The sequence below is a fragment of the Citrobacter sp. MGH105 genome, assembly GCF_001037485.2.
Lineage (GTDB): Bacteria > Pseudomonadota > Gammaproteobacteria > Enterobacterales > Enterobacteriaceae > Citrobacter > Citrobacter portucalensis.
The window spans coordinates 25,798-50,682 of record NZ_CP073050.1; the positions used below are offsets into that span (position 1 = coordinate 25,798).

General features: G+C 53.6%; 31 protein-coding genes. 1 reads left to right on the forward strand and 30 read right to left on the reverse strand.

Features of this window, described 5'->3' with window-relative positions; genetic code table 11:
- Window positions 1-19: 19 nt before the first annotated feature.
- From SK35_RS26145 to traM, 28 genes are all read right to left on the reverse strand, one after another.
- On the reverse strand, window positions 20-694 hold the full coding sequence (locus SK35_RS26145; RefSeq protein WP_016247525.1) for a tetratricopeptide repeat protein: 675 nt from the start codon (window positions 692-694) through the stop codon (window positions 20-22).
- A 74-nt stretch (window positions 695-768) separates the two neighbouring features.
- On the reverse strand, window positions 769-1,200 hold the full coding sequence (locus SK35_RS26150) for an entry exclusion protein (protein WP_008324118.1): 432 nt from the start codon (window positions 1,198-1,200) through the stop codon (window positions 769-771).
- Window positions 1,201-1,221: 21 nt separating this feature from the next.
- Window positions 1,222-4,044: a conjugal transfer mating-pair stabilization protein TraG gene (gene traG / locus SK35_RS26155; RefSeq protein WP_032432555.1), complete on the reverse strand. Its 2,823-nt coding sequence runs from the start codon at window positions 4,042-4,044 to the stop codon at window positions 1,222-1,224.
- The gene (gene traH / locus SK35_RS26160) at window positions 4,044-5,414 is read right to left on the reverse strand and encodes a conjugal transfer pilus assembly protein TraH (RefSeq protein WP_016247527.1); all 1,371 of its coding nucleotides are present in this window, start codon (window positions 5,412-5,414) and stop codon (window positions 4,044-4,046) included. Before traH ends, traG begins: the two co-directional genes overlap by 1 nt.
- On the reverse strand, window positions 5,401-5,829 hold the full coding sequence (locus SK35_RS26165) for a hypothetical protein (RefSeq protein ID WP_032432556.1): 429 nt from the start codon (window positions 5,827-5,829) through the stop codon (window positions 5,401-5,403). Before SK35_RS26165 ends, traH begins: the two co-directional genes overlap by 14 nt.
- The gene (gene trbB / locus SK35_RS26170) at window positions 5,822-6,376 is read right to left on the reverse strand and encodes a type-F conjugative transfer system pilin assembly thiol-disulfide isomerase TrbB (RefSeq protein WP_016247528.1); all 555 of its coding nucleotides are present in this window, start codon (window positions 6,374-6,376) and stop codon (window positions 5,822-5,824) included. The genes SK35_RS26165 and trbB overlap by 8 nt, the downstream gene beginning before the upstream one ends.
- Complete coding sequence (traQ, locus tag SK35_RS26175; RefSeq protein WP_008324126.1) at window positions 6,366-6,614, reverse strand: type-F conjugative transfer system pilin chaperone TraQ; 249 nt, start codon at window positions 6,612-6,614, stop codon at window positions 6,366-6,368. The genes trbB and traQ overlap by 11 nt, the downstream gene beginning before the upstream one ends.
- 16 nt (window positions 6,615-6,630) lie before the next feature.
- Window positions 6,631-7,380, reverse strand: coding sequence for a type-F conjugative transfer system pilin assembly protein TraF (gene traF, locus SK35_RS26180; protein ID WP_008324127.1), 750 nt, complete (start codon window positions 7,378-7,380; stop codon window positions 6,631-6,633).
- A 30-nt stretch (window positions 7,381-7,410) separates the two neighbouring features.
- A complete protein-coding gene (trbE, locus tag SK35_RS26185; protein WP_008324128.1) occupies window positions 7,411-7,599 on the reverse strand; it encodes a conjugal transfer protein TrbE in 189 nt (62 codons plus the stop codon).
- A 31-nt stretch (window positions 7,600-7,630) separates the two neighbouring features.
- Window positions 7,631-9,484, reverse strand: a complete 1,854-nt coding sequence (traN, locus tag SK35_RS26190) for a type-F conjugative transfer system mating-pair stabilization protein TraN (protein WP_016247529.1) — start codon at window positions 9,482-9,484, stop codon at window positions 7,631-7,633.
- On the reverse strand, window positions 9,481-10,110 hold the full coding sequence (trbC, locus tag SK35_RS26195; protein ID WP_008324130.1) for a type-F conjugative transfer system pilin assembly protein TrbC: 630 nt from the start codon (window positions 10,108-10,110) through the stop codon (window positions 9,481-9,483). Before trbC ends, traN begins: the two co-directional genes overlap by 4 nt.
- Before the next feature lie 16 nt (window positions 10,111-10,126).
- Complete coding sequence (traU, locus tag SK35_RS26200; RefSeq protein WP_032160671.1) at window positions 10,127-11,113, reverse strand: conjugal transfer pilus assembly protein TraU; 987 nt, start codon at window positions 11,111-11,113, stop codon at window positions 10,127-10,129.
- Window positions 11,114-11,115: 2 nt separating this feature from the next.
- A complete protein-coding gene (gene traW / locus SK35_RS26205; RefSeq protein WP_008324132.1) occupies window positions 11,116-11,763 on the reverse strand; it encodes a type-F conjugative transfer system protein TraW in 648 nt (215 codons plus the stop codon).
- Entirely contained in the window at window positions 11,763-12,110 is a 348-nt protein-coding gene (gene trbI / locus SK35_RS26210) for a type-F conjugative transfer system protein TrbI (protein WP_008324133.1), read from the reverse strand. The genes traW and trbI overlap by 1 nt, the downstream gene beginning before the upstream one ends.
- Window positions 12,107-14,737, reverse strand: a complete 2,631-nt coding sequence (traC, locus tag SK35_RS26215; protein WP_008324134.1) for a type IV secretion system protein TraC — start codon at window positions 14,735-14,737, stop codon at window positions 12,107-12,109. The genes trbI and traC overlap by 4 nt, the downstream gene beginning before the upstream one ends.
- Window positions 14,730-15,296, reverse strand: a complete 567-nt coding sequence (gene traP, locus SK35_RS26220) for a conjugal transfer pilus-stabilizing protein TraP (protein ID WP_008324135.1) — start codon at window positions 15,294-15,296, stop codon at window positions 14,730-14,732. Before traP ends, traC begins: the two co-directional genes overlap by 8 nt.
- Window positions 15,286-15,687: a hypothetical protein gene (locus tag SK35_RS26225; RefSeq protein ID WP_032432557.1), complete on the reverse strand. Its 402-nt coding sequence runs from the start codon at window positions 15,685-15,687 to the stop codon at window positions 15,286-15,288. Before SK35_RS26225 ends, traP begins: the two co-directional genes overlap by 11 nt.
- Window positions 15,671-15,856, reverse strand: a complete 186-nt coding sequence (locus tag SK35_RS26230) for a hypothetical protein (protein WP_008324139.1) — start codon at window positions 15,854-15,856, stop codon at window positions 15,671-15,673. Before SK35_RS26230 ends, SK35_RS26225 begins: the two co-directional genes overlap by 17 nt.
- 3 nt (window positions 15,857-15,859) lie before the next feature.
- Complete coding sequence (locus tag SK35_RS26235) at window positions 15,860-16,084, reverse strand: TraR/DksA C4-type zinc finger protein (protein ID WP_016247532.1); 225 nt, start codon at window positions 16,082-16,084, stop codon at window positions 15,860-15,862.
- Window positions 16,085-16,203: 119 nt separating this feature from the next.
- Window positions 16,204-16,743 (reverse strand): type IV conjugative transfer system lipoprotein TraV, encoded by a 540-nt coding sequence (gene traV / locus SK35_RS26240; protein WP_016247533.1) that lies wholly within the window; start codon window positions 16,741-16,743, stop codon window positions 16,204-16,206.
- A 21-nt stretch (window positions 16,744-16,764) separates the two neighbouring features.
- Entirely contained in the window at window positions 16,765-18,159 is a 1,395-nt protein-coding gene (gene traB, locus SK35_RS26245) for an F-type conjugal transfer pilus assembly protein TraB (protein WP_032432560.1), read from the reverse strand.
- Entirely contained in the window at window positions 18,146-18,889 is a 744-nt protein-coding gene (gene traK / locus SK35_RS26250) for a type-F conjugative transfer system secretin TraK (RefSeq protein ID WP_032432561.1), read from the reverse strand. The genes traB and traK overlap by 14 nt, the downstream gene beginning before the upstream one ends.
- Window positions 18,876-19,442 (reverse strand): type IV conjugative transfer system protein TraE, encoded by a 567-nt coding sequence (gene traE / locus SK35_RS26255; protein ID WP_016247535.1) that lies wholly within the window; start codon window positions 19,440-19,442, stop codon window positions 18,876-18,878. The genes traK and traE overlap by 14 nt, the downstream gene beginning before the upstream one ends.
- A 14-nt stretch (window positions 19,443-19,456) precedes the next feature.
- Complete coding sequence (gene traL, locus SK35_RS26260; RefSeq protein WP_008324160.1) at window positions 19,457-19,762, reverse strand: type IV conjugative transfer system protein TraL; 306 nt, start codon at window positions 19,760-19,762, stop codon at window positions 19,457-19,459.
- A gap of 150 nt (window positions 19,763-19,912) precedes the next feature.
- Window positions 19,913-20,263, reverse strand: coding sequence for a type IV conjugative transfer system pilin TraA (gene traA / locus SK35_RS26265; RefSeq protein WP_016247536.1), 351 nt, complete (start codon window positions 20,261-20,263; stop codon window positions 19,913-19,915).
- Between the two features lie 57 nt (window positions 20,264-20,320).
- Window positions 20,321-20,545 carry a TraY domain-containing protein gene (locus SK35_RS26270; protein WP_008324165.1) on the reverse strand — a complete coding sequence of 75 codons (225 nt, stop codon included), beginning with the start codon at window positions 20,543-20,545 and terminating at the stop codon, window positions 20,321-20,323.
- An 86-nt stretch (window positions 20,546-20,631) separates the two neighbouring features.
- Entirely contained in the window at window positions 20,632-21,321 is a 690-nt protein-coding gene (locus tag SK35_RS26275; RefSeq protein ID WP_008324166.1) for a hypothetical protein, read from the reverse strand.
- Window positions 21,322-21,509: 188 nt separating this feature from the next.
- Entirely contained in the window at window positions 21,510-21,902 is a 393-nt protein-coding gene (traM, locus tag SK35_RS26280; RefSeq protein ID WP_008324167.1) for a conjugal transfer relaxosome DNA-binding protein TraM, read from the reverse strand.
- Window positions 21,903-22,333: 431 nt separating this feature from the next.
- Between traM and SK35_RS26285 the strand changes: the two genes are divergently transcribed.
- Window positions 22,334-22,810 (forward strand): transglycosylase SLT domain-containing protein, encoded by a 477-nt coding sequence (locus tag SK35_RS26285; RefSeq protein ID WP_008324168.1) that lies wholly within the window; start codon window positions 22,334-22,336, stop codon window positions 22,808-22,810.
- Window positions 22,811-22,856: 46 nt separating this feature from the next.
- On the opposite strand, the gene SK35_RS26290 is transcribed toward SK35_RS26285, so the two are convergent.
- Together SK35_RS26290 and SK35_RS26295 are read right to left on the reverse strand one after the other, a co-directional pair.
- The gene (locus tag SK35_RS26290) at window positions 22,857-23,387 is read right to left on the reverse strand and encodes an antirestriction protein (RefSeq protein ID WP_008324170.1); all 531 of its coding nucleotides are present in this window, start codon (window positions 23,385-23,387) and stop codon (window positions 22,857-22,859) included.
- 626 nt (window positions 23,388-24,013) lie between these two features.
- Entirely contained in the window at window positions 24,014-24,844 is an 831-nt protein-coding gene (locus tag SK35_RS26295; RefSeq protein WP_008324171.1) for an N-6 DNA methylase, read from the reverse strand.
- Between the last annotated feature and the right edge of the window lie 41 nt (window positions 24,845-24,885).

Below are 24,885 nucleotides of genomic sequence, written 5' to 3' on the forward strand. Positions count from 1 at the left end.
AGATTATTAATAATGAATGTTATTTTTTAAGTAAATCACACGCTCCTGCATATCCATGTGAGCATGATTTTTTCAAATAGATATCTGCCATTCCAGAATCTGGAAATACACCATCACCTCTCATATAAGCCCCTGCCAAATTAAACTCAGCCTGTCCGTTATTTTTAATGGATGCTTTCTCCCACCAGATCACCGCCTCGTGCATATCCCTATTAACACACTCACCTGTAGAATACAGGTTTCCAATATTCAAATATGCCAACTCAAAATCTTTTTGAGCTGAGGAGTTAAGCAAATCCATTATTTTATCACAACGGGCATCTTTCAATAATCCATTTTTATAAAGCATTGCCAAGTCATTCTGAGCAGATGCATTCCCTGCATCTGCTGCCTTCCCCCACCAATAGCCTGCTTTTTTTATATTTTTATCAACACCTTGCCCATAATAATAGAGCAGACCTAGGTTATTTTGGGCATCTGAATTACCCTGAATCGCCGACTTATTAGTCCAATAAAAAGCTTTTTTATAATCACCAGATACGACCAAATACATTGCACCTAGCTTATATTGAGCTAATGCGTTTCCAGAATTCGCATCTTTTTTTAAGTTAGTGTAGTAGTCGTCGCTAGCCCTTACACTCAAGGTACACGACAGGAAAACAAAAACTCCCAACATCCCATAGAACACTCGCATTGTTTATCTCCATAAAACTAAATATTATATCCATACACAACCATGAAACTGACTATGAAATCCTACAACTCAATCTAACGCTTCCAACCCATTGGATAATTACTTTCCGGATTATAATTAACATTATCAAAGTCCACGGATTCAAAGTCATTATTTATAGAGTGGGCGCCATCTACCTTGTTTTTTTCAAGCCACTCTTTGATGCTTATACACCCGCTAACCTTATATAAATCCATCAATGTACCCACAATGAATACAAAAAAAGTAACAAGAGGAGGAGCCAGTGAACATATAGGCATTATCACATACCAAACTACCCTGTTGTATGTGTAGGGTTCAACACTGCCTTTATTCTTAGATATTTTATAAAACAAATAGATGAACAATCCTTGCCATAAGAGCACAGTTGCACCAATGAATACCACCTCCGTAACTAACCATCCAGCCAGATAACAAGCAATAGACTGAAACAACACTACCATGAATATCTGAAGCAGATTTCTCATCGCACCCTCTCTGGCATCCTGTTACTGCTTATGTTTATCTTGATATTTTTTTGCCTTCTTCATCAGTTCTTCAGGACTGTCAGCCCCCGGCACTCGTTCTTGAGACTCCTTTTCCTTATTATACGTATTCATTTGCGAAGATTGCTCTGAATTATGATGTTTTTGCAGATCAGAATACTGTTGATTTATGCTGCCTTCTTCATCGCGTATTCCTCCTTTAGTATCGGCTATATTCTCTCTCGATGTTGTGAACATATTATCAACTTGGTCTTTTACATTATTCTGAATTCCGCTGTCCTGTGTACGTTGTTCGATAGTAGCCTGATGAGACTGGTGATCGGCACTAACATCGCTATTTCCACCGCCACCAGAAATGGCCCCCATACCATGGCCAACATTTCCTTTAGCTGCTGAATATGATGCATCAACGCTCGGTTGTACCTGCTCCTGAACAAATCCCCAAGCCAGTTCCCGACGTTTTCCTGCGATTTCTGCTGAGCTGGTATTAGTAAGCAATGTATCTGCATCTTGAGGTGCATGTTTACGGACATACTGGGCAAACTGCTGATTTAGATCCTCGCTCATTTGACCACTCATACTTTCTGTACGAGACGCCATTTCAGCATATTCATGGCTACGAGCCTGACTTGTGGTGTACTGATCATAGCTCTGTTTTGCTGAGTTCAACGATGCCGAAAGTTGATCTGCTCGGGAAGCCGCATTATTGTCCGTATGGCTCCCAGATTCACTGACTTTACGGCTAGTAAAGTAATCACTCGCCTCCTTAAAGTCCTGGGTTGCTTTAGCATCCATATCATGTCGAGCATCATGGCTAGCTCGAGAGCTATTTGTTGCTTGGTGCATATCGTCATCGGAAAAATCAACTCCCGCCTTAACTCCTGCCTGAAACCCTACCCCTCCTCCGGTACCCAGCACATTCAGCCCCATACTTCCTTTAGCATGTGCATCACCATACAATCCGAGTGACGCTCTGGTGCTCCTTGACGCTAACTCTTGAGTGGCCTGTTCATTACTAATATTATGCCCTTTCGCATAGCTTTCTACTGCGCTGCGCATCCTGCTGGCCATCATAGAATCCTGAGCACTCATAGTGCTGTCTGCGCCACTGGTCATTGAATTACTGCTACCACGGTTTGAGCCAAACTGACTAAGCGTATTCCATGCGCTACTCAAACTACTGTTATATCCATGCAATGCACTCTCTGACTGGGTTTGTGCCTCGCGGGCCATTGCCTGCTGTGCGGTTGCAATCTGACGAGTCATGTTGATACTCATAGGAATACGTGACGTAGCACCGCTGGAATCTGTCACTACACTACCATCACGCATTTGCGTCGAACTGGCTCCGTTAGCCAACTGTTGGCTCATTTGTCCAAATACTGTTGAGCTATTGGTATTCCAGTTAAAACCACTCACATTTTCTGTCTGCATGTTAGCGTAAGAGTAGTTACCATCAACAGCACCAGAGGCAGCAGTGGCTGCAGGGCTGATAGCGGAAGAGGCCAGATGGCTGTAGAGATTTGAGAACCCCGCCCCCAGTCCCTTCAGCATTCCCCATGCCAGTGGCGGGATAAGCATCGACAGATAGCCTGCCGTGGTAGCGAGGTCTGAGTATTTTATCTGCACCTGTGACAACTCCGAGAGAACCACTGGTGAACCGTTGGCCTTCGCATAGAAGGTCATGCAGCTGTTGAGGATGGCGTAAAGCAGTGGCCAGCTCTGCACCCACATGATAGCCAGCACGTACCCCTTCAGCACATTAAGGGTGACGGCGTTAAACATCCCGCCCAGCACCATCAGGGGGAATATTCCGATGGTCAGACCGACAATCAACGTCTGAGACATAGGTAGTGAGCGTAATGCCACCTGACCGACCGTCGCATGCGCCAGCCGCTGCTTCTCCATCGATGACGTAGTGGCGATATTCAGCAGGCTTGAGGTGTCACCGTTGCGGGCTGCATAGCTCATGATGCCATTTCGCAAAGCGTTCATCGTCACATTCTGACGGACAATCGACGCGGCGCTCTGACCAGCACCATAGAAATAGTTATAGCTGTCCCCGATCATCTGGCTGAACAAAATGTCAGGATTCGGACGTCCGCCAAAAAGCTGACGCACGTAGTAACTCCATGTTTTTCCTCCGGTCTGAGTATCCAGGGCAAGCTTTGGCTTAATTACCGCAGCGGCTTCTTCACAGGTTAAAAACTGATTATTGTTGTTGAATACCCCCCTCAGCGGACTCGGCTTTGAGAAAATCAGCGTATACGGGTCTGCACTGTTCATTAGATCTTCCATGGTATATTTTCCGTTCAGGAAAATATCGCCCATCACGCAGTTCTGCACATAGTCCGTGAATATCGTAGTTATCTCTGGGTTCTGTGATAAAAAGTCCGTACTGCGTGAAACCAGATTCGCCCCAAATATCATGCCGGTTTTGCTGTAGGTGATGCTGTCGGGCTGTGAAAAGACCATTTCATACCCCTGAACAAGGGCATATCCGATTTTGGTGGTCAGCGATGCAGGCAGTGCCAGCCCGACGGGCACGTTATCGACTTTATAGACCTTTGTCTGATTACTGATATCGATTATTTGTACGGAGGTGCGAACACTGACCAGCAGCGACATCAGCACAATGACGCCTGCCCAGCCCAGCATATCCATGATGTTGTGCCGTCGTATCCACGAAATGGCTACAACCAGCACAGAGAAAGCCGTCGCAATACGCCGAATAACAACCCAGTTCTCCGTCGACATGAACGTGACGATGGCATTCAGCGTCTGCGTCAGCCAGTCGCCGCCCGCGATGACATAGATTTCCTGCATCAGCGCGCCCCCCCGAAGTGATAGTTGTTCTGGTAGCGCTGCAGCATGCGTGCCGAGACCTGCTGGCGCATGTAGCTCATCTGGCGGTCAACAACCAAAAGCGCATCCTGCTGTACCTGCACCTGTGCCTGGAAGGAGGCTATCTGCCGCGTGGCTTCGTTGAGGTTATTATTGATGCTGTCGATAACCGCCTGGTCATAGTTTCCCGTTGCCACCATTGCACGGGCCTGCTGGACCAGCTCCTGGATGTACTGGAGAAGAATGTCGTAGCCGATGTAATCGGTTAGCTGATAAACGAGGCTGTTAGAAACCCCCAGCATCTGTGGATCAACCAGGTACTTGAAGACCGGGATGGTAGTACTTGTGATAAATCCCTTCTCTTTCTCGGTTAACTTTAGATCGGCAACGGCTTTATTCTGAATGCTGGAAAGGATGTCTTTTATCTGATTTTTCAGTGCATTTTTCTGGCTGATCGTGACATTAGCATCGGCAACCACCTTCAGACATTTATCGCTGTCATTACAGTGATACACCCGTGCAGTCCCCCCCTCCATCATGGCCCGAATAAGGTCGCGATCGGTCGTTCTTGCCGGAAGCGGGGTTATATTACCCTTCTCATCAAAGACCATTGTTCCGGTCAGGGTCATGATGAACTCCTTAAGCTCTTTATTCCCGTCAAACATGCGGTTCTTTCCGAGCGCATTCCAGATGACATTGATATTCTTCGTTATGCGCTCTTTATCCTTATCACTGGCCTTATCACGGACCTTATCCATGCTTCCCCCCACCGTGCAGCCCTGGCGGGATGCCGCCCAGTCGGCAAACATGTTGCTCTCACCGGCAATGTCCTGGCAGACCTTCTGCTGGGAGACCTGAGTGCGCGGAAACAGACCGCCGACAATCCCCTGCGCCGCCTGGCAGGAGCTGAGGTTCATGCTGTTAATGTCGCTGGCCATCTTCTGCAGGAAGTCTTTAGCGGTCTTGATTTCCGGTACCGTGGTCTGCAGCGCCAGATCGAAGAAGTATCCGGCCGCATTGGACATAATCTGCTTGGCGAAACGCTGCAACTGATCGCTGTTAATAAAGCTGAAGGAGCCCAGATAGGCATCGATGCCGCCGCAGCCGGCGTTGATGTCGGGCAGCGTCATGGAGATAAGCTGGACGGTTTTCACCTGCGTGCGCGCGTAGAGTGAGCCGCCCGTGGCGTAGCCCGCGGCCTGGCCCTGCCAGACCTGTGGCTGGCTGGTGTTGGACGCAAAGCCCAGCTTATTAAAGAAGGTGTTCATGTCACTGTTCACGTCGGCACTCACGCTCGCTGAACACGCAAGAAGGAGGCCACACAGTATGGAGAGAGGTTTACGGACGAACATCGGCACCCTCCCGACTCGCCTGCAGGGCGAGTTTTCCCATTTTTCGTTTTAGTATGAACAATTGCCCTTTCGTATAAAGCGAGTTCAGGATTGCATAAACGCCACCTGCAACGGCAAGCCCGCCGCTCAGCGCGATAAATATCAGTGGAATGGCGTACATCAACACGTTCCACAAATCTTTCAGCTGCAGGTGACCGTCCCTGAGCCAGTCGCCGACGCAGGCATTGAAAACGTATGTCATAAAGACGCGCGACAGCACGCCGGCAATGAGCAAAATGCCCGCCCACTCAGCATAAACGCCGAACCGTGCGTCCTCTTTCCGTGCCCTGAGCGCGATTAACTCTGGCGTCGTAGCTCTCTGAAGCATTCCGGAGGTCATCATGTCGTGTTCCTCTGCATTGTTCTGATCAGCCATTGTTACCCACTCCACGCATCTGAAGGACCGTATCCATGCGGGCCATAAAGCCCTGTTCGTCGGTCGCGCCCTGCAGCAGGGGCAGGGCTTCAAGGGTGTTTACGTTGACGAGAAAGGTGGTTGGCGTGGCCACGGGCAGGTTAGGGAAAAAGGTTTTCATCACCTCCGGCGGCGCGGGCAACGCATCGGGAAAGGACGCATCCCCCTGACCGTCGATGGTGTAGGCCATCACCCCAAACCCCACCCGTGCCGACAGCGACTTCAGGACCGGATCAAACTGGTGGCAGTACGGGCAGTGTCCCTGCATAAACAGCACGACCTTCCAGTCGGCCAGATTGATCTGGCGGCCGTTGCTGAGGCGGTACCAGACCGGCGGCTTCGCCGGAAGTGGCTTAACTTCAGGGTCTTCCGGGGATGTTGGCAGAGATCCCGACGTTCGCGCCCCCTGTGGATGCCATAACGATTTGATCTCGTCCATTGTGGAAGCCTGTGTGGCCAGGCAGAGGGACATGAGCACCACGGTAAACACGGTATGTCTAAGGTTCATGTCGGCATCCTCCGGCATCACGGGCCTTTTCGGCCTCACGGGCGGCATCAATCCAGCGGTTGATGATGCGGTAGCCCCCCCAGAGCGCCATCGATACGCCGATTATCTGCGCCAGAAGAATGGCCATCTCCGGCTCGCGCCGGACCAGGCGGGAAACAATGTGAAACCATATCCCGAGGCTCAGCACCCATAATCCGGGCACGTCGAACTCAGGCAGGCGAAAACGGAATTTGCGCATGCGAACTCTTCCTGTATTAAAAGTTGGGGGCAAAATCTGTGGAAACGTTGAGGAACTGCTTCGCCAGGTCATCCTGGCTGATAAAGCCATACGAGACGGGTTTGACCGCCCCGCTTTTAGGGTCGGCCAGCATCAGCGCCGGGAAGTAACGAATACCCAGCCGGCTGGCCTGTCCACCGTCCATTCGGGTATCCGGCAGGAGTGGATTCACGATACCGTCCACGGAAACCGGAATGACGCTGAGGTGATACGTTTCGCGGAAGTTTTTAATGACCTGAACCAGCTGGCCGTCGATCGGGTCCTGTCCGCGGTAGAAGAACATCACGCCATAGTGCTGAGCCAGCGTTTCAATGGCGCGGCGCTGGTCGGCAAAGTCCGCCGCCAGCTGGTTGCGCACGGTACCGTTGTAGTGGCTGTGCTGCAGGTTGTAGTCCAGTTCGGGGTGCTCGAGCATGGCTTTTTTGGCGCTCATCGAGAACAGCCCGGCCTGCTGCGTCCAGTAGTTCTGCAGGCGGAAGTAGCGGGTAAAGTTCTCCACGCCCGGATACAGAATGGCCTCGTACATGGCGCGCTTCGTGGCCTGCTGAAGCGTGGCAAGCTTCTCCATGATGTCCGGCGAGGCCTGCTGAGGCTGTGTTGAAGAGGATTTGTCGTCCTCCGGCGTTCTGCGCGTTTCGTTGTACCACTGCCAGCCGGCATCTTTTCCTGTGGCGGTAAAAACGCTGCCAAGAAGCAGCAGCGCTAACGCTGTCTTTCTCTTTTTCACTGGAACCTTCCTTATCCCGAAGCAGGTCGGTTATCGTTTGAAAAGCGGGTTTAACAGCCACGCCAGCAGAACTCCCGCCACGAAAAGCACAACCATCAGCGCCATAAAAAACACATCGATGCGGGTTGTTTCATCAACGATATTCCCGCGCCAGTAAAGCACCGGTGAGGCGACAATCAGGCTGATGATAAGGCGTCCAGTAAATCCTTTAATTTTCATGATGGAGAGTCCTGAGTGAGTGATGAGTGGCTTACTGTTTGTTCTTCAGTTGCGCGGCGATTTCCTCGCGGACGCGCTTCGTCAGGGTGTCGTTATCCGGGATTTTCTTGTTCTTTTGCAGATCGTCGAAAAAGTTTGAGAAGTCGAGTTTGTCGAACTTGATTTGTTGCAACTCAGTCTGGGTGATGCCGCGACAGTCCGGGCTGCTGGCCTTGCCAAAGCCGATGTGAAGCTGACCGTTACGTCCCTGCTGCTGCACAATCTGGGCAAGCTTTGAGTCAAACTGACAGTAGCTGCGCTTCTTCTCGAGACAGACGCCGAGCACTTTTTTTGAACAGAACTCACCGATACTGACCGTGAGCTTATTCTCTTTGGCCTTGCCCAGCGCTTTCTCCTCGCTGCTGCACCTGGCAAGCCCGACGTCCTGGCCCCAGCCGCCGTCCTTACAGCAGTTGCTGAAGCCTGCCGCAAACTTCTTGCAGAACTTCGCGCTGCCGGTAAAGGCGCGTACGTTAACGCTGTTAATGGCTGCCACGTCCTTGCCCGCAGCGGCCAGCGCGGCGAGTGCCGAAACGACAGGTGCAAAATCGTTGTTTTTACCGTTCTGCGCCCGCTCACAGTCACCATCGAGACAGAAGGTGTCGCCGCCACATATCATCACCTGGCCGGAAGTACGTGTTTCACAGGAGTACGTCGCGTATTCATGCAGGCAGCCGCTGCCGTCTTCTGCCGTGAAGGCGCAGGTGCGTGAGGCAAGCGTACAGGCCGGATTGTTCATGTAGGTTTTGCAGGTGCCATTGTCAGCAGCCTGGGTCATATACGTGTCTTTGTACTTCCAGCAAGCCTGCGTGACCGGGTATGACACGCCGTCAACCACCACCGTTTTTGTGCTCCCCGGCTCAATACATTCCGTCTTTTTGAGCGTACCTTCGCTCTTGCTGAACGGGCAGGATTCGTTCCAGACCACGTCTGGTACCCATTTTTTGGCGGGAATTTCAATCTGGAGCGTAACGGTGAAGCTGTAGCGCATATTGCTGTGCTTCCAGATTGAATCTGTAGTGGGATTGTTTCTCCTGGTACGAATGGAAAACACCATCCCTGCGCCTTTCTTCAGCTGCATGCCGCTACTCAGCGCCAGGCTACCGGTATCGTTATCCATGGAAATCAACCCGAAAGGCGTGGTTACTCGCATAAACCAGTTAGGATTACTGAACGCCAGACGTTTATTCCAGGAATAGGTGGCTGTTGCAGCAACAACCTTCCCTGTCACCGGCGCAGTCCATGTTCCTGTGTATCCCGCTTCGGAGGAAGCAAACGAAATATTCTGAGACTGGATAACAATCTGTTTTGTTTCAGATGTATCTTCATAGTGGCCGGTAATGCTGGCCGTGCGCGTACAGGCCTGCTCAACCAGCAGGTCGCGCTCACAGGTATAGTTGGTGAACTCACTGCGGCTGATATTCTGCGCTTCGCACTGCGTCTGCCCCGTTTTGCCGATGATGGTATCAGCGCGGGACTGGACATCCTGGCTGGCCTTAATAAACGGCGCGTCGGGCGAAATGGGCTCCTTCGGGTTGTTAACAAACGAGTCGGTGACGGCTTTTGTAGCCTCATTAGTAGTCCAGCCCGTGGTACCGTCCGCTTTCAGCGCACCATCACCGGTCGCCGTCACACCGCCATAGTACTTTTTCTCACCGGGTGAGGCGGTATAGTTGGGGATAGACGCTGAGGGGTTAAAGTTTTTCAGGCTGCTCTCACCCTGCCCCTGTACCTGACGGGCAAAATCAGCCCCCGCCCTGTACTGCGCGTCAGCATCGGCAAATGCATTCACGCTTGCCATCGTGGTGGCAATGGCCAGCATCGACATCAGTATTGCTCTTTTCATCGGGCATCTCCTTTATTAAGCAGCTGTTGCGCCTCATCCCTGCACTCGCCCTTCCCCACCACCTTTTCCAGCGCCTGCTTCAGATGAAGATTGCCGCGAATCACGTCGTGGCCCGCCTCGCAGTACACCACCAGGGACGGCACGCTGGTGATCCCGTACTCACGAAAGCGGGTCGGGTCGATGGCGACGCCGCTGGCTGAGCCGTCCTGAACAAGCGCCATCACGGCGGTTGCCGTCGTTTTCATGTCGTTGTTGACCATACCCCGCAGGGTGGCGGGAATATCGTAGCGGCGGGCCTCGGTCAGCATGCGCTTAAGCCCCGCCTGCGGGATGGCAAAAGAGACGAAATACAGGGCACCGTGCGTGGGTTTATCCTGCTGGTCCTCGCGCTGGCGCTGTTTCAGCTCCCCGATAAAGCGGGCGTCGTCTGCTGAAAGAGGGTTCTGGCGCACCTGCTGCTCCAGCATCTGGCGCAGCGGCGCGTTGTCCTGCCCCCTCAGCTGCTGGCTGAAAGACTCCTGCTGACGAATAAACTCGCGGTTCGCCTCATCAGCCCCTGACGCCAGCGCAGTGCAACAGTATGCTGACAGCAGCAGCGCCGCCGTCAGACCGGACAGAGTTTTCATGGAAGTTTCCTTTTTCTCAGAGGAAGACGCAGTTGCGCTTGCGCCAGAGAAGATAGCCGTAGTTTTTCTTCGTGTTCGGCGGGTTACGCCCCGTTTCCCAGCGCATGACCGTTCGGCCGAAGGGATGGCACTGCGCCACGTCCGGATACATATTCACCATCTGATAGCGCCAGCGCGTTTTGGGAATAATGGGTGACGGATACTCGAAGCAGACCTTTTTATCCTCCCCGACGCTCTCCATTATCTGACCCTGACGGTGCAGCTTGAACGCCATGCGCTCGCTGACCAGAACGGAAGACTGCAGGGGGCTGGACTCATTGCTCACCCAGCCGTTAAAGGGATACATTGACCCCTGCGATCCGGCACACCAGAACAGCGCGTCAACCGACGTTTTTGCTGCACTGGCCACCGCGTCGGCCGCACATGCGCCCTGCGCGATGGGGTTGGCAAAAATGACCGCCTCCGGATTCAGAATGGAGGTCAGGGCGCTGTCCCCCCATGTCGGGTCGATTTCAGACAGGTATCCGATATCCAGATCGCCGCCCTGCAGACACCCGAGGGAGGTGATGATATTGAGCCAGTACGTCAGCGGATATTTGTACCAGTGCACGTGGTAGAACGCGCCATTGACCTGTTTGTCATCTTTTTTGGCGGCGCCCATCCCCATTTTCCCGAGATTAACGGTGAATCCGCCGAGGTTCACCATGCAGCCCGGAGAACGTGCCACATCGGTCATGGCCATCGGCTCCCAGTACCCTATTGCCAGGCCAACGCGCTGAAATACCGGCGGTGGCATGGGACAAAACTGTATCGGGCTACCGGGATTGGACGTGTCCGGTAAATCCCCGCCCGTGACTTTTGTGCTGCCGAGCGACAGGGGGAACATGCAGCGCCAGCAGATATCGGTGATCGGATTGACGAAGCGCCCTTCGCAGGCGGCGTCCGCCGCTGCCATGTGGCTGTTACCCCACAGAAGCAGCCCGAACAGAGAGACGGTCAGCATTTTCACCGGACACCTCCTGCATCATGCTGCGCCATATCGGGCGGAATGATTTCCACCTGCAGGCGCTTTCCGCTGGGTGCCGCCGTTACCCGCGCCGGCACCTGGCTTATGCCGAACCGGGCGGTCAGCACCCCGTTCTGGTCGAAGAAAATGCGGCTGTCGAGCTTCTCCGACGTCTGCGGAATGTTGCCCTGAACCAGAATGATGCGGGTGATCAGGGTGTCAGGCTTCTGTCGCTGTACCCACGCGAGCTGCTCCGCATCGTCGCCGTTGATAAACAGCAGGGTTTCGTTAAACGGCACCACATCAAGCGGATTAAAGACCTGCCCCGCCTGAGCAAACACGTTGCCCCTGTCGTCGGCAAGCGCCTTGTCCACCCGCACGCTCGGGTCAAACCAGCGCCGCTCGTAGCGCACCGCGCGGGTTATTCCCTCAACGGCAGGCGGGCGCTGGCTGTTGCGCACCACGCGCGCCTTAAACTCCGCCATCTTTTTGTCCATCTCGCCGGACTGCGCCAGCGTCTGCAGCCGGCTTTCGATAACGGTCAGCATATCCGGCTCCGCCACCGGCCAGAGATCGCCCCACGTCCCGAGGTCAGCGGCCGTCACGCTGCCGGTCAGCAGCGTCAGGCCCAGGGCAAGGGCGCGCATCACCCCCCCTCCTTCATCCGGCGGGCCACGTCAGTCTGGATTTCACGCGTGATATCCGGCGCCCCCTGCACCACGGCAGGTGCGACAAGGATGAGGGCACGATGGCGGACCTGCCAGTCCCTGAGGCTGGCCTCCAGTGACGCGTTAAAGCGGTCTGAAAGTGCTTTTGTCTGCGCCTCGTCCAGTGAACGGCGACCGGCGCTGTCAAAGAAGGCATCCACCGTGGATTTCATGTTGAAGGCCACAACCACAGGACGGTTAAGCTGGCAGACCAGCCAGCTGATGCCTGCGCCCGCAGCCAGCGTGCCGGCAATCAGCGCGGCGTTAATGAGTACGTGTTTTTTCATGAGATGGTCTTCCCTTCATGCTCGTGAAGCCAGCGCTCCAGCGCGGCCATTTCCGGCCCGGATTTTTTCCACGCCAGCTCCCAGACGGCTTCGTGAATACTCAGCCCTTCCCGGCGTCGCTGCTGCAGAAACTCAAAGTCCGGACCGTCCGAGGAGTACATTGCCCGGCTGAGCGGATCGACGAACAGGCGGTGCCAGGACGTCAGGTGCTCAACCGACAGCATAAAGCTGCTGAACCAGTTGTCCTTCGCGCTGCCAAAACCTTTAATCATGTCGCGCTGCAGCTGCGAATACTGGTCCGGGTACAGCTGGTTGTACTTGGCGAACTCTTTGGCGGACTGCTTGAGGATAATTTTGTAGGACGAGTTACCCCATGCCGCGCGGGCGGCGCTGGAGGCCGTTTCCGAGTCAAAATCGACGATGTTCTGCGTAATGGTGATGTACGAACCTGTATGGCGGCGGGCGGTACGGTAGCCCTTCTCGATAAACGCCCCGACCTTGTTGTTCTTGAAGTCCAGCAGGCGCCAGCCTTCGTCTATCACGTTGAGCTTCTTCAGGCTGCGCGGCGTGCGGTACATGCGGTTCTCAATGTAGAGAATGAGCGAGAACATCACCGCCACCAGGAGGGACGGCCTGTCCTCCAGTCCGCCGAGCTCAAGCACCACCATCCGGGCTTCGTCCTTCAGGGACGGTTCGTCGGAGTTGAAGTAGCTGCCGTACACCCCGTCGCGGGTGTACTGGGTCAGCAGTACCACCATCTCATCGAGGCGGCTGCGGATGGTTGGCGATCCGCTGTACTCCTCGCTGTCGCGGGCCATCATCAGGTAGTCCACCACGTCGTCAATGCGCGCCTGGTTTTTCTTCGTAAGCCAGGTGGCCTTCACCGCCTTGAGCAGCAGACCTTCGTGCACCTCGTCCAGGTTGCCGTTGGGGCTGGCCATCACGGACAGCTGGTCCCGCAGGCGTTCGGCCATCTCATCGATGGTATCGTCGGTGACGTTAGCGAACGGATTAAACTTCAGCGTCTCGCCGTCGAGGTAGACCCCGCCCATGTTCTCGCACAGGGACTTGTAGCCGTCGCCCATGTCGAACACCACGGCGAAGCCGCCGGAGTCGATAACGCTGCGTATCAGGGGCTGGATAAGCCCGGTTTTCCCCGCGCCGGAGGTGCCACACACCGCCATATTGAAGTTGGTGTTACCCATGCCGCGGCTGAACAGGTCGATAAACGCCAGCTGGTTGCGGTAGGTCGGTGCCAGCAGGCCGGAAGTGGCCAGCGGGCTGTCCGCCACCACCGGCATCAGATTGGCGACATTAAAGCTTTCGGCGCGCTGCAGCACGCCGGACTCGCGCAGCTGCTTAAAGAGGCCGCCGCCCGCCATAAACGGCAGATTCACGAGAAAATTGCGCATATGGTTAAAGCGCGGGGAAATCAGCTCGAAGCCATTTTTACGGAAGCTGTTCAGTACGTCCTGCTCGACCTTCAGCGCAGTTTCCTGGTCATCGCGGCAGAAGAGGGTCACGTTCAGAAAATAGCTCACCAGCGAGGACTGCCCGGACGACAGGCGCTGGCGCAGATCGCCCCACTCTTTTGCCTCCTGCGCCACGCCCGGGAAGAACTTGGCGTAGCTGGTCTTGGACTTCTTCTCAAGATCCATGAACTTCAGGTTGGCCTCGTTCTGCGCCTTTACCTGGTCTTCCACGCTAAGGACCAGCGTCAGGATAAACGGGCACGAAACGGACAGTTCCGGGTTGAGAAGGTTGCTGTAGTTGTCGGCCATATTCCAGAGGAAGGCCAGCTCCGGATTTTTGGTCAGCTGGAAGTTCATGATGCGCGCGGTGCTGTTGCGACCGTTACCGCGCAGCCCCAGCGTCATGTAGTCGGCCTTCACCTTCAGGTCAAAGGTATCGTCCACGCACTGGTAGTTCAGATCCTTGAGCGGGTCCAGTTCCCGTTCGGTGGGATACAGCGCATCCGGGTTGTGGTTAATCATTTCGCCCGCAATGCGGATAAAGGCATCCGCATCCACGCTGCGGGTGGCTATCTGCGCCCCCTGCAGCGAGGCGCGGATGATTTTGACCTGGTTTTCCATCTCCATCACGCTGGCCTTACTTCCGCGCTTACGGGGGACGCAGCAGGAGATGTACACCCGGTAGTTACGCAGGGTCAGCGGCAGGTTGAGGTGATCGGGCAGCGGGAACCCTTCTTCTGCGGCCCTGAGATAGTAGGCGCGGGTGATGGCGTTGAACGTATCAGCCTTTTCCCCCGTCCATGAGAGCTCGCGCAGGCCATACTCGATATCCTGACCCACCAGATGGCTGGACACCAGGTGAACGGCCACCGGCACCTCGCGGGGCAGCTTGGTGCGCATCAGGTTTTCCAGCGACGAAACGATAGTTTCGTTGGCGCCGTTGATGGGCTGCGCCTCGAGCATAAAGCCCATCGTCTTTTCGTTCATGAAGAGGCCGGTTTCCGCATCGTAGTCGCGGTACGGCAGCACGCGGCTAAACTGCGGGAAGCGCATCTGCCCGAGGACATCGTTCGCCTCAGAGGACGCATCGGGCATCTTCAGGGCCGTCAGCAGCGAGTTGACCGTGCGGGTGACGGAGTCCAGCGGATTACTCATGATCCCCCTCCTTTTTATTGTCGGCCGTTTTGACCGCTTCCGTCGCAGGGGCCGGGCGGCTGGCGGGGATACCGTAGCGAAAACGCACTGAGCGCATCTGACCGTACAGGCAGAAATACGGACGGCATCCCATAAGCAGCGCCGCCCCTGAAAACACAATGGCCATCACAATCCACAGCAACTTAAACGCACTCAGCGCCCCGTCAACATGACCGGCATATCCTTTAGCATCGGTGACGACGCTGCCCCGGTCATGGCAGACGGCAGAGGGAGCGTCATGCAGCGTGAGGCCGGAGGACTTGTTCTGCGGAGCAGGCGGTATAAAGGGTTGTAAAGGTTCATCACGGCAGACCGCAATACGAAACTCGCCACTGCTGACGTTATGCGTGACGGCCATAATTTCCTGCGCCATCGCCTCTCCGGGCGTGGTGTTATCCATCCACAAAAGCATGGCAACCAGCAGCATCAGCGTGGCGGCAGGCCAGATAATCAGATAGTGAAAAGCCCAGGCAAGCCATCTAAGGCAATACAGCAGGACGGACAGAAGCTTAAGCATCATTCCCTTTACCTCCGGGATTCAGCGGAAACCAGACGCTGCAGTTGTGTCTGATAGCCTCCGCCAGCCTCTCCCCGTCCTCTCCGCTGTACAGCGCTTTAATCCGGGTGACGTAAGACTTCGCCAGGAAAACCCTCATCTGCTGTTTTGTTACGCTCATACCTGAGCCTGCTTTACCCAGGAACAGACAGTGCCCACGCTGCCGTTGCATTATGTGTTGAGAAATCCCAGCCTTCCCGTCAAGGGCGGGAGCGCTCTGCTGAGACGCTGAAAGCCAGAAGTCGCGCTCTGCGGCATTAACACAGATGACACGCATCCCCATCGCCTCGCAGCAGGCCGCTATATCGTTAAGGTGGCGGGTCTTACCCGGACCGCTGTTACTGTTGGTTGTCATGATGTTCGTCTCCTGGTTTTTTGCCATCGTTCTGAATGTCTTTGCGCAATTCACGCCAGTCGCGGAGTTGTCGTTCTGATAAAAAGGTCCGCATAACCTCAACGCTGATGGCTGTCTTACCGCTACCGGTTTTCCCCACGACCATCACATTGGTTTTTCTTCTTCCCATCGGTCACCTCAGATACTGTTTTTCTCGTATTTCCAGAACCCGCTGGCATTCCGTACAGGTACGTACGCCCGGGATGGCCTGCTGCCGCCTGAGGAGGATGCGATTGCCACAGCATTCGCACCGGTTGCGGCTTTTGCCCTGCAGGCAGGATCGCTGCCTCGCGGCCTGTATATGAAGCTGGTTCAGCAATTCGTCCTGCTCCTGCAGGAGATCGAGTTCGTCTGCCATCAACGCTCCCTGCTCACACTGTCCGGACACGCTACCGCCCATCCCTTTTTACGTTTCAGGGCACGCGTGATAACGACAGATTGTTAAAATGGGTGCCACACGCGGTGGCGGTTCAGGTTTCAGTTAACGCGTGGGGTTCCCCACGCTGAGGGTTTCACAACAAAAAACACCCGCGTCGGCTGGTGATAAACGTCCTGCGTATCGATATAGGGCGCGATCCACAGCCCGGCCGTCTTTTCACCGACGCGAAGCGGCCTCGGGTCCACGATGGACTCGCGCCCTGGCGGCGACACAGTAACCGGCGTGACCGTGGAGAGCGGCGCCCGTGAGGCTGAGTGCGGCTGCGGGCGGGGGAGAGTCGGTGTACCCGTCAGAGGTGCATTCCTGGATGCGATGGCATGCACCGGTTCAGCCGGCAGCGTCAGGGGCTGCACGGACCGGGTCCGGAAATTACCCTCAGCCAGGCGCGGCAGCGATGTCGCACCCGGCTTTACCGCGCTGGCCTCCTCCAGTCGTTTGGCTTTCTCATTGGCCTGCTCGATGGTCATGCAGGTATCGGATGTCGTCGCGTTACACTCAAAATCGCTCGTTGTACCGGCACATCCCGACAGCGTCAGGAGACTGGCCAGCGTGAGCGCAACAGGCACTGTCTTGTTCATTTGCGGTTCCTTTACGTGGGGTTATTGTGAGTCGGCCTTCGGCATAAACTGGCTCTGGTTAAGCCTGCCCAGCTGGTTGAGCATCTGGTCGGTACTGAACCCGTTCATGCCGCCCTGCGGGACTGACGGCGGCGGAACCGGGCTGCGGTCGTCGCCCTCCGCTTTGCTTCTGTCATTCTCGTGCGCCAGCTCTTCAATGGTTTTCAGCTGAAAACCGTCCTGAAAGACAACGGTCACTTCGTTACCCGCCCCAATAGGAATGACGGGGTGGTACTGCTCTGCGCGTTTGATGTAGTAGTCGCTGAGGGTCTGGGCGGCTTTGGAGGCGCCTCCGCCAATCCCCATCTTCATCACGTCACCCGCGCCGAGTGATGCCGTGGCGCCGAGGCCGACCGAAGGCTGGGACGCGGTCTGCACGCCCTGACCGATGCCGTCAACAAATCCCGCGCCCCATGCCCAGCCGAGGATTTTGCCGTTTCGCATCACCACCTCGCCCTTGATGCCGTTTTTTCCCCGGAAGCTCACGTGCCCGGCAATGGGCTGGTCGATGGTGACGCCGTGCTTCAGGCAGCTGATGTTGCGGGTGCGTACGATGGCGCGTTCGCTGGACACGTCGCCCCAGGCTTCAAGCCCGATGAAGCAGCCGGTCAGGTCGTAGCTTTTGCTGTTGGGCATTTCCACCCTGCCCGTAATGCGCAGCTGCATCGGCACCGTGGACTCGTTACCGGTTACGGAGGCATTGGCGTCAGCCCCCTCAATCAGCATCGATTTGGCGAAGCTGCCCGACGGGATGTACGGCAGGGACGGACCTTTACTCTCGTCGCTGTGGGCAAAAGACTGCCGGCGCAGCTGGTTGGGTACGGGGATGGGCTGGTACTGCACCTGCGCCGGCGGCGTGACGCCGTTACCAGGATAGAACGCGGTCGGCGGCGGGACGGCCCCCGTCTGCGGCGGGAAACCGGTCGGCTGCGGCTCACCTTCAGGCCCCGGCGCAGGCACTGGCGGCTGCGGGGCCGGCTCACCCGATGCGGTGACGGGTTTCGCCCCCAGCGCGCTGACCTGAGCGGAAAGCGCCGCATTATCCTGACTGAGTTTGTCAATCTGGTGCTGATAGCCTGCCTGCCCCTTGCTGAGCAGCTCAAGCTCGCGGCGCATTTCGGCATACTGCTTCTGCATCTCGGAGGCCGTAGCCTGCATCTCGGTCGTGGCATGCTGCTGCACCTTCTGGTCAAAGGTGCTGTCCACCACGCCGGTCATATCGGGCGCAGGCTCGCCGGCGGCTGCCGCATCGCTGCTGCCCTCGTAGCGTGCATCCGCCAGATACCAGCCGCCGCCGCCCACCACGCCCACGGTCGCCAGCACGATACTCAGCCAGATAAACTGCTTGCGCTTCACCACTGAATTAATGCTGGCCATCAGCCGCACCTCCGCTGCTGATAATGAAGACCTGCAGGGCGCCGCCCGCCATCAGCTGACGCGAGGCTTCACCAAACAGCACGCCGCGAATGCCGCTCTGCCAGAAGTCGCTTTCCGCGATGTTGCGGGCCATCCCGGTATTGTTGGTGACGCGATAGCGCACCACCTTAAGGTGATTACCCACCCAGACGCGCTCGGGGACTGCAGAAAGTCCGGCGGGAGCGTTGAGGGCTTCATGCGTAACGGGGATAGCCTGCCAGCCGGACGGAAGCTGCCCGCCCAGCAGATGCTGGCTCAGGGAAACCAGCGTGGCCTCGTAGGGGGAAGACTCTTCCCAGGTGCGCGCCGCTTCACCCGTACCGGACAGCTCGCTGACCAGCCGGATGGTTCGCCCCGCGCCCGCACGTGGCACGGCCTGTACCGAGAAGTTGAGGCCGCGTTCGGTTTCCAGAATGAACGTGAAGGGCTTTTTGTTGAGGGTGCTGACAATCACACCACCGCTTGCCGTCTGTTCCTGACGCGTCAGCTCACCGTCGAGGCTGGTCAGGGCCGTCACGCGGTCACCTGCGACTGTAAAAAGGTTCGGGTCGGTATTGCTGACCACGATGCTGGCCTGTCCGCCGTTCGTCAACGGGACAATCGTGGCAGAAAGCGCAGCGGGTGCGGCTACCGTCTGACCGGAAGCGAGCATCAGCAACGCCAGCAGCGCACGGCGACTATTTTTGTTCATCGGTGATTTCTCCGAAGTGACTGAGCCAGCTGATGCCGTCCTCGCGCTCGAACTTGAGAACGTACTGTTTCAGCTCGGGATACGGTTTCGAGTCGCCTATCCAGGTCTTCAACTGGCCGCGTACGTCCACGCGGCTGCTTGCCGGGTAAACCTTCACGCTGGTCATATAGAAAGACGAGTTAACGTTGTTGTCCTTAATGCGCTTCGCATCCTCAGCAAGCCGGATTTTCAGCTCGTTCTGCGCTGCGGGTTTGACATAGGACAGCAGCTGCTCATGAGAGGCATCAACGGTTTCCGGGGTAACATTGAGGCGAAGGGCGATAAGCGACAGGGCCATCTGTTGCAGGTAGGAGGCATCTGCCTGGTTCTGCGACACGGCAAACGGCGCGTTGAAAAGCATTGGCGTGACGATAGACTTCTGCTCATTCTGAAGGCGGTAGTTGTTGACGGCCTGAATAACATTGGTGGTGATGCTTCCCAGAATAACCACCCCCATGGCAATAAAGCCGATGGCAATAACCCGCTGTGTACTTAATCGTGCTCCGTGTTCCATCTGATTATTCCTGTCTATTTAATCCACTGGCGGTAGCATGAGTCGGGTACATCATGAAAAATCCCCCTCAGCAGTGAGGTCGGCATATACCAGTAGACCAGGTCCCGTAGCCATGAACTGCCCCGCCCTTTTTTGAGCTTTTTAATTCCGAGATAGGCCAGTACGGCAGCGATAATTCCGGGGATATAATGCTGGGTCCAGAATCCCCACCCCAGGCAGACAATCGCCGGAATAAGCTCATCCACAGGAAGGCCAAACCAGCGGCTCTGATTCGTCAGGGTTTCGGGAAAGCGATATTTTTTGAGAGATTCATCTGCCATATATGTTCCGTCTCCGGTACAGCTGGCAGTATGGAAATACCTGCCAGCCGGATTACAGGCAAAGCCCTCCCGTGAATGCTCGTGAAGGGCATTCAGAATTAAACCGGAATTTAATAGTCGGAAGTGGCTCTGAACGGCTGTCGCTGGATATCAGTATCCTGCGACAGACATACCTACCGTGACGAATACGGACAGGATCGCAAAGCCCGCCAGGAACTTGAGGTTCTTGGTCGTCATATACATCACGGCGCCCACCAGAACTTCGGCAAGAATAACCCACTTAACCACGCTGGAGTCTTTACCAAATGTTCCTTTAACGGTTGCATCGCCGCTGGACATCAGATCTTTACCCGCAGTCGAGGCAAGAACCGTATCAGGGAAAAACGCAGCAAGGGCTGCGACAGGCAGGGCAAACTTCAGCGCTTTGAGTAACGCGACTTTGCTGAATTTTTTCTTTGCAGGGGTCGCGGGTACAGCGTTAATAACAGACACATCAGTCATATTCATTAATCCTTTAATTACACCGGATAGATTTGTTGAAATAAAAATCCTAAGAAACTAATTTTGTGACTTGGGTTCAAGATTGTTTGGGATCACCTCCGCCATTTCAGAGTTATAGAAATCAGGGAATTTTTCCAGGTGGTCACGTAACCGAATCAGCGCTTCAGCTGATTTAGAACGACCACTTCTGTCCTTCGCCTTCAAAATAAGAAGATCGGTTTGTGGGTCAAGGTAGATCGACATAGTTACCGTTGGGCCACGAAGCCTGTGACGTCTAATCATGTTTTCCCTCTCAACATATTCCTGCGTCAGGATAGTGACACATTGAATACAATTTATTCAATACGCGAAAAATTCCACTATATTTTTTACATAAATTTAACATTCAAAACCTTAAGAACAACCATTCTCACCTTTCTGTATACGTCCATTCTCATGCAGTAGAATCTGAAGTCATCGTAATCAATAAAATATTTCGCAAGCTCACTCTTCACACTAGAAAGTCTGCTTGAAATTGCTTTTTCAGAGACACCTAAATATTGCGCCATCGTATGAAGTTGAAAACCAAGAATTGAAAAACATAACGTAATCATCTTTTTATTCGTCAACCCTGATATAAAAATATCAAAATCAAACTCATCATTTTTTATCCTATTCGAGGTATTGAATAAAGCTTGATAATCCGGGAAGTAATTAATAAACCATAAAGCATATAATTCTTTATTTACCATACGAATTTCAACACGTAACTGATAAAACTCACCATTCAAATTAAAAGTTCTACAAATAGCTGTATCAGGCCCCATAACAAAGGCCTCCAACTCAATTGTCGACAAATCAAGCTCAACTTCATCAGGATCAAAACTGACACCTGAAAAACACTTTGATAATGGGTGAAAGAAATCTAAATATGCATCATTTTTATATATGGGGTTTCTGGATTGATTCCGAATGCAAAAAGGCAAAGGTGAGTACTTATAGAGCGCATCAAAACGCTTCACAATATCATCTAATGATTGACTTGATTGGGAGAGATCTCTAGGATCGCGCGGGTGCATTGAAGCCTCCTCTGAAGGTTTCTGTGTATAGTCGGTACACCCGGGGGTCTAGCCCGGTGTACCGGCGACCCGCCAAACTGAATGGCGAGCATCAAATTTTACTTATGTCTGCATAAAATATATCAATTACTGACGCCAAAGTCACTCAAAAACAGCAGATCTAAATCCTATTTATCAAACATTTTCAGCTAATTATCTTGAGACTCTTCCTCCTGGGGGAAGAATTTTTCAACAATCTGTTGCACATCTTCACGTATACACGTAACCATATCCCTGAAATCAAATTTTTCATTTCCTGCGAGATGCGGACTCAGCGACTCCATCGCCAGGAGCTTGCTGACTATAAATTGAGTTTTCATTACATTTTCAAGAATAGTTTTATTATAGAGCGCCTGATTAAAGGAAGACTCTTTTCTTTCCATTTGCGCTTCATAGACCCGAAGACCAAGTTCGACCAGCATTGATGCAATGCTCGAAAAACTTACATCTTTATCTCTCGCTCCTTCAGCGCGACGTTTTTCAGCGATTACTCTTATTTTCTCTGACACTTCATCGCTTACATAGACCTGAACTCTGGCCATAATTTTCTCCTTATTTATAGTTCCAAAACTTCTGTACCTCAGAATATTTTGAAAAGCTAAAAATGCACGACTCGGCACAAACTCCCTGCCAGAAAACAGACGACTTGCATGCCGACACACACTGTAAAAATTCACGACTCGAATATAGACTCGCCGTAGTCATAACTCAATGGATTTATTAAAAATAGTCACAAATGACTCTGAGTAGAGTTTTTACCGAGTCGAATAGAACTCGCTACCGAGTCGTTTACACACATTAAAATAAATTATTTCACATTACTTTTTCACTAACTGCATGATTTGAATACCCAATCAGCAAAACTTTAATTTTGCGTGGGGTGTGGAGCTTTTGGTGGTGAGGAGTGCATATTAGTTGAGTCTGGGCATGGGATGGGTTAACGTATTTCCGGCATGGTGCCCGGAGGGAAGAAATGAAACGGATTGCTCTTACGTTTTTAATGTTGGCTTTTTCTGGAATGTTGAACGCTGCTGATTGTTTTGATCTGGCAGGAAGGGATTATCATATAGATCCGGATCTGCTTCGGGCAATCTCCTGGAATGAATCGAACTTCCGCACATACGTAAAAGGCTACAATCCTGTTTCGGGTTTTGGCTCCGGACTTATGCAGGTGGACTCCCAGCACTTTAACGAACTGGCTCGTTATGGAATAAAACCGGAGCATCTTCTTTCCGATCCGTGTATGAATATCTACACCGGGGCTTACTATCTTGCAATTGCATTCAAAAAGTGGGGAGTCAGCTGGCAGGCCGTGGGCGCTTATAATGCAGGTTTCAGGAAAACAGAAGAACAGGCGCAGAGAAGATATGTCTATGCCAGAAAAATTGAGGCAACATATCGGGCTATAAAGAATAATAAAAATGCAGCGCAGACTCTTGCAAAACAGTAAAAAGACCTCAACAGGAGGTCTTTTTATTCATCCAGTATTTATGTCGTCAATCAATAGCCCGATAAATTAAATCTGCTTCAGGGTGTTTTATGATACTGATGTAGTCTTTCAGTGCATCCTGACGAGCGACGAGGTGTTTACAGACTTTCGAATATTCAGGCCCCATATCTGCAACCTGCCAGGACAACCAGTTCATGATCATCAGGGTCGCAATAATTCCGGCAGCATCGGCACTGACCTCTGCTTCAAAGTAATTACCGGGAATAACCATGTTATAGCGCTGTTCACCTTCCGGTGCGATATATCCGGTTTGCGTCGTGGTGAATCTGACACAGTTCGGAGCAATGTTTCCTCCGGTGCCCTGCGGAATAATCCAGTAATTCCAGAAACCGCCATCATAATCTGAATGCTGACGTAACCAGCTGGCAATCATGTTATCAGCAGAAGGCGTAAAAAAGAGCGCAGGAATAAAATCCAGACGTTCATCACCATCTGTAACAGAGTAGCGCTGGCGTTCATCGATCTTAAATTGTTCGGCTGATTCACGAGTGGCGGTTTTGACGTTTAATGTGTGCATTCTGGTTTTCTCCTCATTGGGTTATTACATCGTTCGACTTCATCACTGAGCGGCGAAGGGCAATGAGCAGCTGACAGTAAGGAAATAAAGGGGCGCGCAGCGTTTATATACCCCTTTATTTCCTTACTGGCTGATGCTAAAAGCAGCCCTCCGCGAACTGATGAAATCGGGCGATAGTCACACCAGGAGAATGCACACATCCCGTAACGGAAAATCGGCGTAAGACGAATTACCGTTACGGGCTTCAGAGTGGGGGTAATTTATTACCGCCACGGTGAAAGCGGCGCATCCATTCGGGATGCAGCAAGCGTGAATTTGAATTTACGTCAGGATGGACGCCCGAAGGGCGGAGACGGTTTACCGGCTCCGTTCACGACAGCCGTGTCCCTTCAGGGACGACGCCCGGAAAAGAAAGGATAATATCCATATCCGCGGCAGAATAATAAAGACCATCGCCAGCAGGAGAATGAGGAATATTAACCACCTGACCAAAAGACAGGAACTTCAGACTACCACGCGCCGGAATAATGCAGGCAGCGCGTCAGCGCAGCCTGCTTATTCTGCGCCGCAGGCGCGCGGCCTTTGATGCCACGAAAGGCAGGACACTCCCCTGCCCTTCTGGATAGCTATGCAGCGTCATTTATACAGCGCAAAAATTCGCGCATGGCACTGATACGGCGCTGATCGTCCAGCCGCTTACCAAAGTTGTTGATGTAGTACACAGGCGTATACCGCACCCTGTTTAACTTCATCGTCAGCGTATTGCCCGTGACCACCTCGGCAGGAATACCCAGCAGGGAAAGCTGAATAAACGCCATATCGGCCGCAACAGAATCAATATCGATGCAGCTTCCGAACATATGTTCAGACGGGTTATAGCCCGCCTCCAGCAGATATTCCGCATACGCCACAATCATTCCCGCCGCACCGCTTGCCGGATCGCTGACGGTAACGAATCCCTCACGGCGTATCGTTTCGTCGACGTCCGGCATCAGCAGCCTCGCCAGCAGTGACTGGACGTGATACGGCGTGAAATACTGTCCGTTGCGGTCGTCGCCAAGCTCAAGCTCCATGAAGATCGCGCCGAGGAAGTCGTGGAATTTGGCCTCCAGTGCGCAGACCATCAGGCAGAAAAGCGTATGCAGGTTGCTGATATCACTCTCGCTGTACTTCGCGCAGATTTTGCGGCTCTGCTCAATATTCTCTGGCGTTCTTATCCGCGCCATATCCAGCTCGCTGGCGGCCAGCGTGATAAAGTCGCTGAACACCTCCCAGCGGCGCAGGCTGCGGGCGGTATCCCTGAACACGCTGATAAACTGGCGGCGGGCCTGGTCGATTGTCATCATCCGGTGCAGTATCGGCTGCGCATTCACGGTGGGCAATACGGGTTTAGCGGGTGTTAAGGGTGCGGCTTCTCTCGCCTGATCAAAGAAGCTGGCAAAACTGAGTTGAGACATATTTCCTCCTTAAATGCCGCCCCGTAAGGAGCGGCTCAGTT

Coding starts and splice junctions, on each gene's coding strand:
- SK35_RS26145 (WP_016247525.1), bottom strand. CDS start 694: ATGCGAGTGTTCTATGGGATGTTGGGAGTTTTTGTTTTCCTGTCGTGT.
- SK35_RS26150 (WP_008324118.1), bottom strand. CDS start 1,200: ATGAGAAATCTGCTTCAGATATTCATGGTAGTGTTGTTTCAGTCTATT.
- traG (WP_032432555.1), bottom strand. CDS start 4,044: ATGCAGGAAATCTATGTCATCGCGGGCGGCGACTGGCTGACGCAGACG.
- traH (WP_016247527.1), bottom strand. CDS start 5,414: ATGTTCGTCCGTAAACCTCTCTCCATACTGTGTGGCCTCCTTCTTGCG.
- SK35_RS26165 (WP_032432556.1), bottom strand. CDS start 5,829: ATGGCTGATCAGAACAATGCAGAGGAACACGACATGATGACCTCCGGA.
- trbB (WP_016247528.1), bottom strand. CDS start 6,376: ATGAACCTTAGACATACCGTGTTTACCGTGGTGCTCATGTCCCTCTGC.
- traQ (WP_008324126.1), bottom strand. CDS start 6,614: ATGCGCAAATTCCGTTTTCGCCTGCCTGAGTTCGACGTGCCCGGATTA.
- trbE (WP_008324128.1), bottom strand. CDS start 7,599: ATGAAAATTAAAGGATTTACTGGACGCCTTATCATCAGCCTGATTGTC.
- traN (WP_016247529.1), bottom strand. CDS start 9,484: ATGAAAAGAGCAATACTGATGTCGATGCTGGCCATTGCCACCACGATG.
- trbC (WP_008324130.1), bottom strand. CDS start 10,110: ATGAAAACTCTGTCCGGTCTGACGGCGGCGCTGCTGCTGTCAGCATAC.
- traU (WP_032160671.1), bottom strand. CDS start 11,113: ATGCTGACCGTCTCTCTGTTCGGGCTGCTTCTGTGGGGTAACAGCCAC.
- traW (WP_008324132.1), bottom strand. CDS start 11,763: ATGCGCGCCCTTGCCCTGGGCCTGACGCTGCTGACCGGCAGCGTGACG.
- trbI (WP_008324133.1), bottom strand. CDS start 12,110: ATGAAAAAACACGTACTCATTAACGCCGCGCTGATTGCCGGCACGCTG.
- traC (WP_008324134.1), bottom strand. CDS start 14,737: ATGAGTAATCCGCTGGACTCCGTCACCCGCACGGTCAACTCGCTGCTG.
- traP (WP_008324135.1), bottom strand. CDS start 15,296: ATGATGCTTAAGCTTCTGTCCGTCCTGCTGTATTGCCTTAGATGGCTT.
- SK35_RS26225 (WP_032432557.1), bottom strand. CDS start 15,687: ATGACAACCAACAGTAACAGCGGTCCGGGTAAGACCCGCCACCTTAAC.
- SK35_RS26230 (WP_008324139.1), bottom strand. CDS start 15,856: ATGGGAAGAAGAAAAACCAATGTGATGGTCGTGGGGAAAACCGGTAGC.
- SK35_RS26235 (WP_016247532.1), bottom strand. CDS start 16,084: ATGGCAGACGAACTCGATCTCCTGCAGGAGCAGGACGAATTGCTGAAC.
- traV (WP_016247533.1), bottom strand. CDS start 16,743: ATGAACAAGACAGTGCCTGTTGCGCTCACGCTGGCCAGTCTCCTGACG.
- traB (WP_032432560.1), bottom strand. CDS start 18,159: ATGGCCAGCATTAATTCAGTGGTGAAGCGCAAGCAGTTTATCTGGCTG.
- traK (WP_032432561.1), bottom strand. CDS start 18,889: ATGAACAAAAATAGTCGCCGTGCGCTGCTGGCGTTGCTGATGCTCGCT.
- traE (WP_016247535.1), bottom strand. CDS start 19,442: ATGGAACACGGAGCACGATTAAGTACACAGCGGGTTATTGCCATCGGC.
- traL (WP_008324160.1), bottom strand. CDS start 19,762: ATGGCAGATGAATCTCTCAAAAAATATCGCTTTCCCGAAACCCTGACG.
- traA (WP_016247536.1), bottom strand. CDS start 20,263: ATGACTGATGTGTCTGTTATTAACGCTGTACCCGCGACCCCTGCAAAG.
- SK35_RS26270 (WP_008324165.1), bottom strand. CDS start 20,545: ATGATTAGACGTCACAGGCTTCGTGGCCCAACGGTAACTATGTCGATC.
- SK35_RS26275 (WP_008324166.1), bottom strand. CDS start 21,321: ATGCACCCGCGCGATCCTAGAGATCTCTCCCAATCAAGTCAATCATTA.
- traM (WP_008324167.1), bottom strand. CDS start 21,902: ATGGCCAGAGTTCAGGTCTATGTAAGCGATGAAGTGTCAGAGAAAATA.
- SK35_RS26285 (WP_008324168.1), top strand. CDS start 22,334: ATGAAACGGATTGCTCTTACGTTTTTAATGTTGGCTTTTTCTGGAATG.
- SK35_RS26290 (WP_008324170.1), bottom strand. CDS start 23,387: ATGCACACATTAAACGTCAAAACCGCCACTCGTGAATCAGCCGAACAA.
- SK35_RS26295 (WP_008324171.1), bottom strand. CDS start 24,844: ATGTCTCAACTCAGTTTTGCCAGCTTCTTTGATCAGGCGAGAGAAGCC.